Source organism: Pseudonocardia petroleophila, assembly GCF_014235185.1.
In the GTDB taxonomy this organism is placed as follows: Bacteria; Actinomycetota; Actinomycetes; order Mycobacteriales; family Pseudonocardiaceae; genus Pseudonocardia; species Pseudonocardia petroleophila.
The window spans coordinates 610706-623779 of record NZ_CP060131.1 but is presented as its reverse complement, the minus strand read 5'-3'; the positions used below and the strand labels follow the sequence as shown (position 1 = coordinate 623779).

The 13074-nt window shown below is 74.0% G+C and carries 16 protein-coding genes and 1 tRNA gene; 7 read left to right on the top strand and 10 right to left on the bottom strand.

Annotated elements, in window-relative coordinates; genetic code table 11:
- The first annotated feature begins 43 nt into the window (after positions 1 to 43).
- Positions 44 to 117: transfer RNA gene (locus H6H00_RS03055), tRNA-Met, on the top strand.
- Positions 118 to 224: 107 nt separating this feature from the next.
- On the opposite strand, the gene H6H00_RS03050 is transcribed toward H6H00_RS03055, so the two are convergent.
- Complete coding sequence (locus H6H00_RS03050; protein WP_185719861.1) at positions 225 to 980, bottom strand: class I SAM-dependent methyltransferase; 756 nt, start codon at positions 978 to 980, stop codon at positions 225 to 227.
- Between the two features lie 233 nt (positions 981 to 1213).
- Positions 1214 to 1399, bottom strand: a complete 186-nt coding sequence (locus H6H00_RS03045) for a hypothetical protein (RefSeq protein ID WP_185719860.1) — start codon at positions 1397 to 1399, stop codon at positions 1214 to 1216.
- Positions 1400 to 1595: 196 nt separating this feature from the next.
- Here H6H00_RS03045 and H6H00_RS03040 point away from each other — a divergent pair, with 196 nt between their 5' ends.
- Positions 1596 to 2012 (top strand): hypothetical protein, encoded by a 417-nt coding sequence (locus tag H6H00_RS03040; RefSeq protein ID WP_185719859.1) that lies wholly within the window; start codon positions 1596 to 1598, stop codon positions 2010 to 2012.
- Between the two features lie 3 nt (positions 2013 to 2015).
- On the opposite strand, the gene H6H00_RS03035 is transcribed toward H6H00_RS03040, so the two are convergent.
- Positions 2016 to 3995 (bottom strand): acyltransferase family protein, encoded by a 1980-nt coding sequence (locus tag H6H00_RS03035; RefSeq protein WP_185719858.1) that lies wholly within the window; start codon positions 3993 to 3995, stop codon positions 2016 to 2018.
- 47 nt (positions 3996 to 4042) lie between these two features.
- Here H6H00_RS03035 and H6H00_RS03030 point away from each other — a divergent pair, with 47 nt between their 5' ends.
- Positions 4043 to 4258 (top strand): RNA-binding S4 domain-containing protein, encoded by a 216-nt coding sequence (locus H6H00_RS03030; protein WP_185719857.1) that lies wholly within the window; start codon positions 4043 to 4045, stop codon positions 4256 to 4258.
- Between the two features lie 131 nt (positions 4259 to 4389).
- Positions 4390 to 5322, top strand: a complete 933-nt coding sequence (locus H6H00_RS03025) for a hypothetical protein (protein WP_185719856.1) — start codon at positions 4390 to 4392, stop codon at positions 5320 to 5322.
- Here H6H00_RS03025 and H6H00_RS32645 read toward each other — a convergent pair.
- From H6H00_RS32645 to H6H00_RS03010, 3 genes are all read right to left on the bottom strand, one after another.
- Entirely contained in the window at positions 5316 to 6113 is a 798-nt protein-coding gene (locus H6H00_RS32645; RefSeq protein WP_185719855.1) for a transglycosylase SLT domain-containing protein, read from the bottom strand. The two genes, H6H00_RS03025 and H6H00_RS32645, sit on opposite strands and share 7 nt — an antisense overlap.
- A 240-nt stretch (positions 6114 to 6353) precedes the next feature.
- Positions 6354 to 7409 (bottom strand): S-adenosylmethionine:tRNA ribosyltransferase-isomerase, encoded by a 1056-nt coding sequence (locus tag H6H00_RS03015; RefSeq protein ID WP_185719854.1) that lies wholly within the window; start codon positions 7407 to 7409, stop codon positions 6354 to 6356.
- Positions 7406 to 8101, bottom strand: a complete 696-nt coding sequence (locus H6H00_RS03010) for an SDR family NAD(P)-dependent oxidoreductase (RefSeq protein ID WP_185719853.1) — start codon at positions 8099 to 8101, stop codon at positions 7406 to 7408. Before H6H00_RS03010 ends, H6H00_RS03015 begins: the two co-directional genes overlap by 4 nt.
- Before the next feature lie 45 nt (positions 8102 to 8146).
- Between H6H00_RS03010 and soxR the strand changes: the two genes are divergently transcribed.
- On the top strand, positions 8147 to 8617 hold the full coding sequence (gene soxR / locus H6H00_RS03005; RefSeq protein WP_185719852.1) for a redox-sensitive transcriptional activator SoxR: 471 nt from the start codon (positions 8147 to 8149) through the stop codon (positions 8615 to 8617).
- A 60-nt stretch (positions 8618 to 8677) separates the two neighbouring features.
- Here soxR and H6H00_RS03000 read toward each other — a convergent pair whose 3' ends face one another.
- Positions 8678 to 9745 carry an alpha/beta hydrolase gene (locus H6H00_RS03000; protein ID WP_185719851.1) on the bottom strand — a complete coding sequence of 356 codons (1068 nt, stop codon included), beginning with the start codon at positions 9743 to 9745 and terminating at the stop codon, positions 8678 to 8680.
- A 144-nt stretch (positions 9746 to 9889) separates the two neighbouring features.
- Complete coding sequence (locus H6H00_RS02995) at positions 9890 to 11344, bottom strand: AMP-binding protein (RefSeq protein WP_185719850.1); 1455 nt, start codon at positions 11342 to 11344, stop codon at positions 9890 to 9892.
- Between the two features lie 25 nt (positions 11345 to 11369).
- Between H6H00_RS02995 and H6H00_RS02990 the strand changes: the two genes are divergently transcribed.
- Entirely contained in the window at positions 11370 to 11684 is a 315-nt protein-coding gene (locus H6H00_RS02990; RefSeq protein WP_185719849.1) for an NIPSNAP family protein, read from the top strand.
- Positions 11681 to 12406, top strand: a complete 726-nt coding sequence (locus tag H6H00_RS02985) for a tyrosine-protein phosphatase (protein ID WP_185719848.1) — start codon at positions 11681 to 11683, stop codon at positions 12404 to 12406. Before H6H00_RS02990 ends, H6H00_RS02985 begins: the two co-directional genes overlap by 4 nt.
- Here the strand turns inward: H6H00_RS02985 and H6H00_RS02980 are convergent.
- Together H6H00_RS02980 and H6H00_RS02975 are read right to left on the bottom strand one after the other, a co-directional pair.
- A complete protein-coding gene (locus H6H00_RS02980) occupies positions 12403 to 12795 on the bottom strand; it encodes a PIN domain-containing protein (protein ID WP_185719847.1) in 393 nt (130 codons plus the stop codon). The two genes, H6H00_RS02985 and H6H00_RS02980, sit on opposite strands and share 4 nt — an antisense overlap.
- Before the next feature lie 23 nt (positions 12796 to 12818).
- Entirely contained in the window at positions 12819 to 13061 is a 243-nt protein-coding gene (locus H6H00_RS02975) for a ribbon-helix-helix domain-containing protein (protein ID WP_185719846.1), read from the bottom strand.
- Positions 13062 to 13074 lie beyond the last annotated feature (13 nt).

Genomic DNA, 13074 nt, shown 5'->3' with positions numbered 1-13074 from the left:
TTCCGGGAGGTGTACTGTCGTAGACACAACAGAACAACAGCGTCGCGGGGTGGAGCAGCTCGGTAGCTCGCTGGGCTCATAACCCAGAGGTCGTAGGTTCGAATCCTACCCCCGCTACTACGTAGAACGGCCCCCAGGAGATCGTCCTGGGGGCCGTTCTCGTGTGCGGGTGACCGAGCCCGAGCCGACGACCGTCCGCGCAGCGTTCCGGGGCGCGCACCGGCTCAGATCCTGCTCGCCACCACCGTGTAGTTCTCGGCCTCCGGGTCGAACGTGCTGCTCTCCGTGCGGAGTCCGGCCCGGCGCAGCTCGACGTCGAGGTCGTCGTGTCGACAGGGCCAGCACGACAGCAGTTCCGAGCGGACGAGGACCTGCTCGGAGGCATCGACCTGCGCGACCGCGATCTCGATGCGGTGTTCGTCCTCCCACTGCGGCGCGATCTCCCAGCGGTAGACGACGACGGCATCGCGGCCGTTCCGGCGGACGAGCCGATCGCCGATGTCCAGCCGGGAACCCCTCGCCCTCACGAGCTCCCAGTTGCGGGAGGTGAGCACCACGCGTCCGCCACGGCGCAGCAGCCGGGACATCGACTCCAGGGCGGCACGCCTGCCTCTCGCGCCCACGGCGTGGTGCAGCGAGTTCCCCACGCAGAACACCATGTCGAAGGTGGCGTCATCGAAGTGGTCGGGCAGCTCCTCCCAGTCCGCCCGCACCGTCCGGACGGATGCCCCGAACTCCTCGGACAGCTCTGCGGTCCGACGAACCATCGCTGCACTGGCGTCGGTCGCGACGACCTGCATGCCGAGACCGGCGAGGCCGACCGCGAGGTGCCCGGTGCCGCACGAACAGTCGAGGACCCGGGCGTTCGCCGGAAGGAGACGGGTGACGTCGGCGAACGCCGCCGCGAACTCGGGGGGCGTCGACTTCGCGTCCGAGATGAGCCACTCGTACACCTCGGCGAGCACGTCATAGCTCGTCACGACCAGGACCTCCGCTGTTCGGCCGACTCACGCCGGCACGTCAGTACACCGACGGAGCACGTCGGTCCGCCACTGCTTTCGCGACGGGACCGGACGACCGGGGGCCGCTCAGATCAGCCCGGCGCCGCCTCGGCGCCGAGGGGCTGCCAGGGCTCCTCGGACAGGGAGGACGCGACCGTCCGGCCGGTGGCCCGCTCGAGGACCAGCCCGAGGAGGACGGTGTTGAAGTCGTCCTACTGCCACCGCTCGCCCGGCGGTGCCACGGGCCGGACCGGCGCGACGGCGGTGGCGGGGGTGAACGCGGAGGTCTCGGCACCCCGGGGGACCGCGCGGGCGGGGAAGCGCGCCACGTCCCCGACGTCGGCCCCGCCCCAGGCGATGACCCGGGAGACGGAGAGCCGGTCGGTCGTCGCCTCCACCGCGACCAGCAGCCCGCCGGGAACGCCGGGTCAGCACGGTCCCTCCTCACCGTGGGGAACGACCGCCCTGCCAGCCCGGGACCCGACGTGTCCGGTCGAGCGCGTCCCGCCGCGGTCCGGTGTAACCCGAGGGTGCCCGCCGGCGTCCCTCCTGGTGAGCGGCCGACACCGGCCACCACGACCCCCGGAGGACCTGATGTCCGAGTGCTACGCCCCCGACCCGATCGACGCCGGCACCCCCGAGCTGCCCGAGGCGACCGACGGCCTCACCCGCACCGCCGACCTCGACGGCGACGGCTACGAGGAGACCGTCCTCGACGACTCCGACGGGGACGGGGTGCTCGACTCGGTGTTCGTCGACGTCGACGGCGACTTCTCCGACGACATCGCGGCCTTCGACAACACCCCCGGCGACGAGCGGTTCGTCGCCGACGTCGTCGCCCTGGCCTTCGACGGCGACGGCTTCGCCGACGTCGTCCTCGACGACACCGACCTCGACGGCGTCTTCGAGACCGTCACCCCGGGCGGCGACGAGCCGCTCGTGACCGCGAACCCGTACGGGATCTTCGCCGACGCCGTGCCGCTGGACGGGGTCGTCGCCCAGCAGTCCTGACGGCTACCAGCCCAGCGAGCCGCGGATGCGGTCCTCCAGCAGCGGGGCCATCGACGTGGCGTACGTGGCGGTCAGGTGGTTGTCGTCCATGTAGACCAGCACGTTGCCGCGCTCGGCCGGGCACAGGGCGTCGTCGCAGACGGCGTCGGCGATGTCGAGGAACGTGACGTTCTCCGGCACGTCGGTGCGCACCGCGTACGGCGGGTCGGGGGCGTACACCTCGGCCCGCGCGATCCCGCACTCGACCGCTCCCCGCCCGACCTGCTGGATGCAGTCGGCGGGGGAGTGGTCGAAGCGCGGGTTGTCGCGGACGGCCAGCACCGGGATCCCGAGGTCGGCGAGCTGCTGCCAGCGCTGCACGAACCCGTCCGGCGTCTGCTCGGTGAGCCCGGCGCGGACGTCGCGGCTGGCCAGGGTGACGACCGCGTCCGGCTGCAGGTCGGCGATCTCCGCGGCCGCGGCCTCGTTCCAGTCGAGGCACACCTGCTCGTCGGGGTACACCTCGGACACCGTGGAGAAGGGGCAGGCGCCGTAGACCATGGTGATGAGCTGCCAGCCGGCCCGTTCGGCGATCGGCACGAGCGCGCCCGCGAACTGCTGCACGTGGGAGTCGCCCACCAGCACGATGCGCCGCTGCGGTTCCTCGGCGACGGGAAGCCGGCACGCGTTCCAGTCGAAGCGGGCGAGCGGTGCGCAGTCCCAGTTCTCGACGCGCACCCAGTCGTCGGTGACGCCCGCGGGCGTCGGGAGCAGGTCGGCCTCCGGCACGTCGCCGCCCGATGCGCCCGGATGCAGGTCGCTGCCCAGCACCGCGTCGGTCGACGTGCGCGAGAGGGCGACCAGCTGCCAGCTCGCGGTGACCGCCAGCACCACGGCGAGCCCGGCGACGGCCACCCGGAACGGGTCCTTCGGGAGCTGCACGATCCGCTCGGTGACCACCGAGAGGGCCAGTGCGACGGCGATGACGGTGAGGCCCGCCCCGAGCCCGAGCTGCTCCTGGCGGGTCCACACGAGCGCCAGCACGAGCAGGGGCCAGTGCCACAGGTAGAGGGAGTAGCTGAGGTCCCCCAGACGGCGCAGCGGCGCACTGGCGAGGATCCGGTCGGCGCCGGCGCGCGACCCGGTGTCGCCCGCCAGGAGCACGAGCGCGGCGCACGTCGTCGGCCACAGCGCCGCGTAGCCGGGGAACACCGCGTCGACCTGCAGGAGCAGGCCGCACGACACCAACCCGACCAGCCCGGTCCAGCCCAGCCGCACCCGCAGCCACGCCGAGAGGCGGACGCGGTCGATGACCAGCGCGAGCAGGCCGCCGAACGCGAACTCCCACAGCCGCGTCGCCGTGTGGAAGTAGGCGAAGGGCTGGTCGGCCGCGGTGAGCACGACCGAGAACGCCAGCGACGCGGCGAACACACCGCCCAGCAGGTACGTCAGGTACCGGCGGGGGGAGGCGCCCGCCCCGCGGGCCGCGGCCACGACGAGCACCATCAGCACGGGGGCGGCCAGCATGACCTGCACCTGGATCGACAGCGACCAGAAGTGCTGCACGACGCTGGCGACGTCGTTCTGCGCCGCGTAGTCGACGGAGTCGGCCGCCAGCTGCCAGTTCTGCAGGAACAGCGACGACGCCACGACCTCCCGCACCGCCTGCAGCCACCGCGACTCCGGCAGCACCAGCGCACCGCCGACGACCGTGCCCAGCAGCACGATCAGGGCGGCGGGCAGCAGCCGCCCCAGCGTGCGCGCCCACTGCCGCAGCACCGGCACCGCGGCGCGCTCGGTCGAGCGCAGCAGCTGGCCGGTGAGCAGGAAGCCGGTGATGACGAAGAAGACGTCGACGCCGCCGGAGACCCGGTTGAACCAGACGTGGTAGACGACGACGAGCGCGACCGCGACCGCGCGCAGACCCTGCAGTTCGGGGCGGAACCGGCGCTGCGTCGCGACGGCGGGCCCGGGCACCGCGGGTGCGGGTCCGGTGCTCGTCATGCGGTACGGATTTCCTTCGTCACGGCGGGTGAGGGCACCATGATCTCATGCCTATCGACGACGTCCCGCTCACCGGTGAGCCCATCCGCCTGGGCCAGTTCCTCAAGCTCGCCGGGCTGGCGGAGGACGGCGGCCACGCCCGCGAGCTGATCGAGGCGGGCGAGGTCGAGGTGAACGGGCGCCCGGAGAGCAGGCGCGGCGCGCAGCTGCGGGCCGGCGACGTCGTCGCCGTCCACGGGCGCAAGGCCCGTCCGGTGCTCTGACTCACCCGATCGGTCCCGCGTCGGACGGGTCCGCTGCGTCCGGTCGGGCGAACTGTGGCTGCACCGCGGAAACGGTCGTATCGGACGGGGCGAGTCATCCTCCACAGGTCAGGTGACCGAGGGGGAGCGCGATGTCCGAGTCCGACGACGAACCGACACGACGGATCACGAGTCTGGGTCCGCCCGGGAACCGCAACCGCAGGCGGCTGGTCCGGCACTACTTCCGCCGCACCCCGGACCCGAACGCCGAGCGGCAGGCGTTCGTCCTGCTGGGCGCCGCGGCGTTCGCCGTACTGGTGGGTGTCGCACTGGTGCTGGTGGCGCTGCCGCTGGTGGCTGCCTTCGCCGGGGTCGCCGCGGTGATGCTGGGCGGGCAGGGCTGGATCCAGCTGAGCGAGTACCGCCGTCGCCTCGCCGCGGCGGAGCCCAAGCCGCTGGACGGATCGATGGACCGGACCCTGCAGGAGGACCTCGCGGCGGCCGCGGCCCGGGCGATGGCCCGGTTCCGCCTGGGTCCCGCGGACCTGGTCCTGCGCAGTGCCGACGTCCGCCCGAGCCTCGCGAAGGCCCGCCGCTTCGCCGACCAGGGCGACGGGCCGCTGGTGGTGTTCGGGCCGGCGAAGCGGGCGGTGGGCCGCAGCGGCGCCGGGCCGGTGTGGCGGTTCAGCGCCTACGACGTCCTGGTCGTGTGCCCCACCGAGCACCACCTCGCGCTCTACGGGTGCACCGTCGACCTCGCGACCGGGGCGCACCGCGACGACCAGACCCACGAGTACCACTACGGCCACGTCGTCGCGATCCTGACGACGGTCAAGTCCGGGGCGTCGCAGGAGGTCGACCTGATGGACTCCCCGTACCGCGTGACGTCCGCCGAGCAGCTCTCGCTGGTAGAGTTCCAGGTCGTGGTGGCCAGCGGCGACCGCAGCCGCGTGGTCGTCGGCATCGACGACGACGACCCGGCGCGGCGCCGGCTCACGCTGCAGGAGTCCGGGATCGAGGACGTCGTGGACGCCCTGCGCGAGACGCTGCGCCGGCGCGAGGGGGCGGCCGGGGTGGCTCAGTAGCCGACGTACCCGCCGGAGGAGTTGGTGCGCCCGCCCGCCTCGAGGGTGTCGAGGCCGTAGGTGTCGATCATGTACCGGATGCCGGCGGTGATGTTCGCGACCGGGTGCGTGATCGGCTGGTCGGCCAGGCTCGGGTGCACGTAGTGCCGGAAGGTCGACGGGATCGTCTGCATGAGGCCCTGCGACGGCGTGCCCGCGCGGGCGTTGGAGTCCCAGTTGTTGATCGCGCGGGGGTTGCCGCCCGACTCCTTCATGATGATGTTGTGGACCGACGGGGCGAGCGACTGCGGCAGGTCGAGGATGTCGAGGGCCTCGGCGATCCAGGCGTCGAGGCCGCCCTGCGCGATCACGGCCTCGAGCTCGGCGCGCTCCGCGGCGATGCGCTGCTCCTCGGCCTGGCGCTCGGCCAGCTCCTGGGCCATCACCTGCGCCTTGTCGAGGAAGGCGAGGTCGGCGATCTCGGCGCCGTCGGTGGTGGCGGTCTCGAAGGAGACCGGGGCGAGCATCCCGGTGGCCGCGGCGGGCAGGTCGGCGATGAACGCCGAGTCGGCCGAGACGAGCGTGGCGTCGATGGTCTCGGCGGCGCCGGCGGAGGTGGCCGAGTCGCCGGGGGTGGGGAGCAGGGCGGTGAAGGTGCCGGTGGCGACGGCGCCGACCGCGGCGGCGGAGGCGACCACGGTGTTGCGCAGCGACGGGCCCGTGGGGGCGGGGCGCTCGGCCGCGTGGTGTCGCGCGGAGCCCGAGGGGGCGCGACGCGCGCGCGTGCCCTGCGGGGAACGGTGTCCAGCCACGAACCAGCCCTTTCAGCGCTCGGGGGAGCGAACCGATCACGGCGGCCGGTCGGGGGTCCGGTTGGGCCGGATGGGGAGTTCCGGCCCAGTGCGTCGTGATCGGTTCGTAACGCTGAGGCAGGACCTTACGAGACCTCGTGACGCCGCCACAAGGTGACACGCTGCCTGTCGTCGCAGCTCGCCTGCCGTTCGTCGTACCCGGGCGGGGATCGAGGTGTAACGAACGGTCGCGGCGAACGGTCACCGAGCGCGACGAGTGACGCTCCGTGGCGGGAGCAGCAGGCAGGAGTCGCCGAACTCGTGCCACCGGTAGGGCCGCTCGGCGGACGCGGCGTAGGCCCGCCCCACCAGCTCCGGACCGGCGACGGCCTCCAGCAGCAGCAGGTGCGACGCCTCCGGTTCGTGCCAGCCGGTGACGAGACCGTCGACGACGCGGGACGGGCGGTCCGGGCCGAGGACGAGGTCGGTCCAGCCGCGCGCGGCGGACACGGTGCGCTCCGGACCGGCGGCGGTCTCCAGCGCGCGCGTGACGGTCGTGCCGACGGCGACGACCCGCCGCCCCGCTGCGCGCGCGGCGTTCACCGCGTCGGCCGTGGCCGCGGGCACCCGGTACCGCTCCGGCTGCGGCACCTCGTCGGCCTCCGGGGACGACACCCCGGTGTGCAGCACGACCTCCGCCGTCCCGACGCCGCGGGCGCGCAGGGCGTCGAGCACCGCCGGGGTGAACGGCCGGCCCGCGCTGGGCATCTCGGCGCTGCCGAGCTCGCCGGGCACCGGCGTCGCGAAGACCGTGCGGTACTCGGCGATCGGCCACCGCCCGTGGACGTAGGAGTACCGGATCGGCCGCCCGACGGCGGCGAGGTAGCGCGCCACGCCGCCCTCGACGGGGAGCGCCGTCCGCCACAGCCGTCCGGGGGCCGCGCCGGGAACCTCGGCGCGCAGCACCGCGACGACCCCGGCCGGCAGGGCGACCGCCTCGCCCGCGACGGCGTCGGTGACGCGGTGGCCGTCGGGCGTGCGGAGCTCGACGACGAGCCCGCCGCCGCGGTCGGGCCCGGAGACGTGCAGCAGCACGGGGCGCCCGTCCGCCCGCCGGCCCGGCAGCGCCGCGGGTTCGGTGTCGGAGGTGTTCACGACGAGGAGGTCACCCGGTTCCAGCGCGGCCGGCAGGTCCCGGAACCGCCGGTGCCGGATCCCCCGCCCGGCCACCATCAGCCGGACGCCGTCGCGCACCGCGGGCGGCCGGGTGGCCGAGGGGCCCGCGGTGAAGCGGGTCAGCGGCTGCGCCCGGGTCACGACGTCACCGCCCGCAGGTCGGCCGCGCGGTAGCGGCCACCGGGCGGGCGCTCGTCGAGCAGGCGGAGGAACGCGGGGACGGCGGTGCGCGGCTCGGGCCGGTCGGAGATGTCCTCGCCGGGGAACGCGCGCTGGTGCATGGCCGTGCGCATGTCGCCGGGATCGACCGCGTAGACCCGCACCCCCGGCTCCTCGACGGCGAGCACGGCGGCGAGGTGGTCGAGCGCGGCCTTCGCGCAGCCGTACCCGCCCCATCCCGCGTAGGCCTCGACGGCGGCGTCCGAGCTGAGCGTGACGATCGCCGGCGCGGCCGCGGCGCGCAGCAGCGGGAGGGCGAGCTGGGTCAGGCCCAGCGCGGCGACGACGGTCGTCTCGTGGACCGCGCGCAGGGCGTCGAGGGGGAGGGCGGCCAGCGGCGGCAGCGGCGACGGGCCGAGCTCGCCCGCGTTGTGCACCAGCAGGTCCAGTCCGCCGAGGCGCTCAGCGGCGGCGACGAGCTCCGCGCGATGGTCGGGGTCGGTGACGTCCCCGGGCACGGCGAGGACGCCGGCGAGGTCGGCGGTGGCGGCGCGGAGGCGGTCGGCGTCGCGGCCCGTCGCGAGGACGGTGGTGCCGCGCGCGGCGAGTGCCGCGGTGAGTGCGAGGCCGAAACCCCGTCCGGCCCCGGTGACGATGGCGATGTCGTGGGTCATGCGGCTACCCTGCAACCTGAAGTCAGCTTCAGGTCAAGGGGACGTATGGACGCGCACGATCTGCTCACCATCGGGGAGGTGGCCGACCGCAGCGGCTTCCCGCCGTCGGCCCTGCGGTTCTACGAGCGGGAGGGGCTGCTCAGCACCACGCGCACGTCGGGCGGGCAGCGGCGCTACGAGCGCTCGGTGCTGCGGCGGCTGGCGTTCATCCGCGCGGCCCGGACGATCGGCGTCGGGCTCGACGAGGTGCGCGACGGTCTCGACCGGCTGCCGGACGGCCGCACGCCCACGAAGGCCGACTGGTCGCGGCTGTCGAAGGCCTGGCGCGGGCGGCTCGATGAGCAGATCGAGGCGCTCGTGGCCCTGCGCGACGGCCTGGACTCGTGCATCGGCTGCGGGTGCCTGTCGCTGGCCCGCTGCCGGCTCTACAACCCCGGGGACCGGGCCGCCGAGTCCGGCTCCGGGGCCCGCCTGCTGCCGCCGCTGCTGCGCCGCACCCCGGCCCAGGGCGTCTGACCGACGACGAGCCCCCGACCCGCGGTGTGCGGGTCGGGGGCTCGTCGTGGACGGGTCAGGTCACTTGCCGCAGGCCGGCAGGGCCTCGGGGCGCTCGCTGATCCAGTCGGCCACGTCCTGGGTGATCTCCGGGCCGTTGCGGTGGAACTCCACGCCGTGCCCGATGCCCGGGTAGTTGTTGAACGTGACGTCGTCGCTGCTCAGGAACGTCGCCTCGTCGATCGGGGCGCCGGCGGCGTTGAAGATCTCGTCCTCCTCGGCGATGAGGGTCAGCACCGGGACGTCGATGAGCGGCGCGACCGCGCGCGAGGGCTGCGGGCCGATGGAGAGGATCTCGCCGGCCGGGGTCTCGTTCACCAGCGGGTGCAGGGCCCGCACGAGCTCCGGGTCGGCCAGGTCGGTGAACAGGAAGCTGTCGCGGGTCTCGTGGTCCCCGAAGAAGAAGGGGTAGTCGTCGGTGAGCGTCCGCGGCACCTCCTGCGTCGCGATCTGGGCGGTGAACCGCTCGGTGGCGAGGTGGGTGAAGCCGGACAGGATCAGGGCGTCGACGTCCTGGTAGAGGCCGGCGTGCAGCTCGGACTCCTCGGAGCCGGCCGAGTGCCCGATCAGCCCGACGTGCTCGTAGCCGTCGGCGCGCAGCTGCTGGGTGACCTGGTGGCTGGCGTCGGCCAGCGCCTCGACGGTCACGGTGTAGCCGTTGGGCCGGTCCGAGGCGCGGTACGGGTGGTCCGGCTGGCCGTAGCCGAGCTTGTTGAGCGCGAGGAACGAGATCCCCGACTCCTTCACGATCGTCCGGGCGATCGAGTAGCGGTCCTGCTCGAAGGGGATGTCCCAGTACCAGGCGCCGGTGGTCAGCGCGTGGTTCGCCTGCAGGACCGACGTCCGGCAGCCCTCCTGGCCCGCGGGCTCGTAGAGGAACCCGCGCAGGGTGTACGACGAGCCGGGCTCGAGCTGGTTGGAGACCTCGAAGTCGATCGGGGTGACCGTGACGTCCTCGTCCGACTCGGGGGCGCTGTAGTCGGAGAGCTGGGGGTCACCGGGCAGGGCGTCCTCGGGGAGGGCGGACGCGGAGCCGGCGAAGACCGCGAGGGGGATCGCGGTGGCGCAGACGGTGAAGGCGGCGGCCATGAGGCGCAACCGTCGTCGAGAGAGGGACACGTTGTACTCCGAACGGACGCTGGGGAGCGTGGACTTCCGGACCATATGGAGTAACGAAAGCGCGTCAAAGTCGACACAGTGTCCGAGCTGTAAACGAAGTCTCACACATTCGGACTAGTGCCGGTGAGTCAACCGCGCTTCCCGCAGGGCCGAACGCCGGATCTTGCCCGTGTCCTCCCGCAGCGGCCCGTCGACGCGCTCCCACGTGCGGGGGACCTTCGTGCTGGTCAGGCGCGCGGCCACGTGGGAGCGGAGGTCCTCGTCGGACACCTCGGCGGCGAGCTCGACGATCGCGTGCACCCGGGCCCCGAGGTCCTCGTCGGGCAGGCCGATCACGCAGCAGGACAACACGTGTGGGTGATCGGCCAGCGCCGCCTCCACCTCGGCCGGGTAGACGTTGGAGCCGCCGACGAGGATCAGGTCGCTGCGGCGGTCGGCGAGGAACAGGTAGCCCTCGGCGTCCATGTGCCCGAGGTCGCCGATCGACTCACACCCGTCGACGACGTGCGAGTCGGCCCCGAGGTAGCGGTAGGTCGTGGTGTCCGGGGGCGGGCGCATCCACACCTCGCCGACCTCTCCCACGGGCAGCGGCGTGCCGTCGGCGTCGGCGATGCGCATCTCGCCCGACACCGGCCGCCCCACCGAGCCCGGGTGCGCCAGCCACTCGACGCCGTCGATCATGCAGACGGCGACCGACTCCGTGCCCGCGTAGAGCTCGAGGACCTTCTCCGGCCCGAGCCAGTCGAGCCACGCGCGCTTCACCGGCTCCGGGCACGGCGCGCCGACGTGCAGCAGCGTCCGCACGCTCGACAGGTCGGCCGCCGCGCGCACGTCGTCGGGGAGGCGCAGGATCCGGCCCATCAGCGTCGGCACGGCGTAGAACCAGTGGACGCGGTGGCGGACGACGGCGTCGAGGACGTGCGCCCCGTCGAACCGGTCGAGCACCAGCAGCGGGCAGCCGCGCAGCAGCGCGATCAGCGAGAACATGAAGGGCGCGTTGTGGTAGAGCGGCGCGGTCACGGCGAACACGTCGCCGGGGCCGCCGATCCGCAGGCGCTCGGCCCGCGCGGTCACCTCGTCGGCCCACCCCGCCGCGCCCGCCATGATGATCTTGGGGCGGCCGGTGCTCCCGCCCGACGTCGGCGCCTTCCAGCTCGGGGGGAGCGCGGGCGGCAGGGGGTCGGGCGACAGCGCGGGGTCCGGGGTCCAGCCGGCCGGGAGCCAGGGCCGGTCGGCCGCCTCCAGCCCGACGACGATCGGCGGGTCCGCGATCTCCACCAGCGCCGCCAGCTCGGCGGCAGGCAGCTTCGCCGACACCGGCTGCGGCACCGCGCCCAGCTTCCAGGCCCCGAGCACGGCGGCGTAGAAGGCGGCCCCGTTGCCGAGCCCGATCGTCACCAGGTCGTCCTGGCCGACGCCGAGCGCCGCGAACTCCCGCGCGGCCCGGCTCGACGCGGCCGCGAGCTCCGCGCGGGTGACCGGACCGTCGGGCGCGTGCAGGGCGACGGCGTCGGGATCGAGCGCGGCGAGGCGGTCGAAACCGGTGCCCACCGGAATGTGGTCGTCCACGGTCCCCCCGGTTAGCGTGGCAGGAGTGATCTACGAGATTCGTGAGTACACCACCGTTCCCGGCCGGTTGCCCGCCTTGGTGAAGCGCTTCACCGAGCACACCACGCGGCTGTTCGCCAAGCACGGGATGGAGTGCTCGTTCCTGTCCACCACGGAGCTGGGCGCGAACTCCAACAACGAACTCGTCTACGTCATGACGTTCGACTCCTACGACGACATGGCCACGAAGTGGGCGGCGTTCCAGGCCGACCCGGAGTGGCGGGAGGTCCGGGCCGCCAGCGAGGCCGACGGCCCGATCGTCGCCTCCATCTCCCGGCGGGTCCTGCGGGGGATCGCGTGAGCCGCACGCTGCCGTTCGAGGGCGTCGACAACGTCCGCGACGTCGGCGGCCTCCCGCTGGCCGGCGGCGGCACGACCCGGCACGGCGTGCTGCTGCGCAGCGGGTCGCTGCACTTCGCCACCCCCGCCGACGTCGAGCGGCTCGTCGACGACTTCGGGCTCACGCTCGTGCTCGACCTGCGCACCCCCCGCGAGATCGACCGCGACGGTCCCACCCCGGTGGCGGCGGCGGGCGTCGAGACGGTGCCGCTGACGTTCATCGGGGCCAGCCGCGAGTACCTGCCCGAGACCGGCGACGACACCGACCCGCTGCTGCGCAACTACCTCGGCTACCTCGGCGACCACCCGGGCAACGTCGCCGAGGCCGTCCGGCGGCTCGCCGCGGCCGACGCCGGGCCCGCACTCGTGCACTGCGCCGCGGGCAAGGACCGCACCGGCGTGCTGGTGGCGCTCGTCCTCGACGTCGTCGGGGTGGAGCGCGGCGAGGTGGTGGCCGACTACGCGCTGTCGGCGGAGAACGTCGAGGCGATGTTCCGCCGCTGGACCACCGCCGCGGGGGAGGAGATGCCCGCCGACCTCACCCCGCACAAGCCCCGCGCCGAGGTGATGGACGCGGTGCTGGCCCACCTCGACGCCGAGTGGGGCGGAGCCGCGGGCTGGCTGACGGCCAACGGCCTGACCGACGACGACCTCGCCCGGCTGAGGGCGCGCCTCGCCGGCTAGGGGAGCTCCTCGATCGCGACGGCGGTGTCGAGCTTGCGCAGGGCCCACGGCTCGCCCGTCACCGCGGGCCAGCCCCTCCGCCGCGCGCTCAGGGTGACCTGCCCGGCCGACAGGTCGTCGCCGCCGGCCTCGGCCATCAGCAGGCCCGACTCCTGCGCCGCGCGGGGGTCGAGCTGGTCGATCACGGTGATCGGGAGGTCGAGCAGCACGCCGAGCGCGGCGTGGTGCTCGGGCGCGAGCACCGACCACGCCTTGCTCAGCGCGGCGCTGGGCACCGCGAGCACGATGTTGGCCTCCACCGCGGCCCAGACGAGCGCGCGCACGTACACCGGACGACCGGTGGCGAAGGCGATGAGGGCGGAGGCGTCGAGCACCCGGCCGCCGATCACGGAGCGTCACTCATGCCGGGCGCCTAGACCGCGGCCGCGGGCGGCGCGAGCCGCAGCGTCTTGCGGGCCTCGTCGAGTTCGTCGGGGGGTGGGGGACCGCCGTAGAGGTCCTCGAGGGTGGCCAGCGTCCGCTCCCGGACCTGGCGTGCCGCCACGGCCTCGGCGATGTAGGCGGACATGCTCGAGGCCGCCCCGCGGCGCACCGCGCCCCGGGCCTCGTCCACCAGGTCGGCCGGCAGGCTCACCGTCACACGCTCGCTGCGCATGTGCGGAGAGTAC

Coding starts and splice junctions, on each gene's coding strand:
- H6H00_RS03040 (WP_185719859.1), top strand. CDS start 1,596: ATGTCCGAGTGCTACGCCCCCGACCCGATCGACGCCGGCACCCCCGAG.
- H6H00_RS03035 (WP_185719858.1), bottom strand. CDS start 3,995: ATGACGAGCACCGGACCCGCACCCGCGGTGCCCGGGCCCGCCGTCGCG.
- H6H00_RS03030 (WP_185719857.1), top strand. CDS start 4,043: ATGCCTATCGACGACGTCCCGCTCACCGGTGAGCCCATCCGCCTGGGC.
- H6H00_RS03025 (WP_185719856.1), top strand. CDS start 4,390: ATGTCCGAGTCCGACGACGAACCGACACGACGGATCACGAGTCTGGGT.
- H6H00_RS03010 (WP_185719853.1), bottom strand. CDS start 8,101: ATGACCCACGACATCGCCATCGTCACCGGGGCCGGACGGGGTTTCGGC.
- soxR (WP_185719852.1), top strand. CDS start 8,147: ATGGACGCGCACGATCTGCTCACCATCGGGGAGGTGGCCGACCGCAGC.
- H6H00_RS03000 (WP_185719851.1), bottom strand. CDS start 9,745: ATGGCCGCCGCCTTCACCGTCTGCGCCACCGCGATCCCCCTCGCGGTC.
- H6H00_RS02975 (WP_185719846.1), bottom strand. CDS start 13,061: ATGCGCAGCGAGCGTGTGACGGTGAGCCTGCCGGCCGACCTGGTGGAC.